Origin of the sequence: Psychroflexus maritimus, assembly GCF_011089875.1 — a bacterium.
Lineage (GTDB): Bacteria > Bacteroidota > Bacteroidia > Flavobacteriales > Flavobacteriaceae > Psychroflexus > Psychroflexus maritimus.
Genome location: NZ_JAANAS010000073.1, coordinates 1 through 631, shown reverse-complemented (window position 1 = coordinate 631; position 631 = coordinate 1). Strand labels below are relative to the sequence as shown.

The window sequence follows — 631 nt, the reverse complement described above, 5'->3', positions numbered from 1 at the left end:
TTGACATTGCTTATTACAACAATGAAAATGGAGCTATTGAGGAAAACCCAGGAAATTTAATTGCAACTCCTACTGGGTATGAAAGTCAGTCGGATGAGCAGACCGTCTATATCCGTGTTACCGATCCAACTAGTCCACGTGAATGCTTTAATATTGTTCCTGTTGAACTTCGGGTTGATCCACTCCCTGATATCATCAACCCAGAAAGAATCTCGGTATGTGATGATGAAACCGGAGGAAGTACCACCAATGAGCAAGCAACATTCGATTTAACCTCTAAGATTGAAGAAATTACGCAAGGTGACCAAACCATCTTGATTAATTTCTACGAAGATGAAGCTTTGGAAAATCAAATTACGGATACCGAAAACTTTGTGAATACCCAAGCTAATCCGCAAGTGGTGTATGTTGAAGCTGTCGATTTGGACACGGATTGTACGAAAACGACCACCTTGACCATAGAAGTAATTCCAGAACCGACCATCCCAGAATTAGATCCATTGGTAGAATGTGACCCAGGTAACAATGGTTTTGCTGAATTTGATTTAGGAACTGAAATAGAAAACATTATCAGCAACGAAGTTGATGTAGAAATCTCTTTCCATGAAACTGAGCAAGAAGCCTTTTTTGG

The 631-nt window shown here is 39.9% G+C and carries 1 pseudogene; it reads left to right on the top strand.

Going from position 1 to position 631, the window contains the following annotated elements:
• Positions 1-631 (top strand): annotated as a pseudogene (locus G7034_RS09770) (hypothetical protein); the annotation flags it as partial.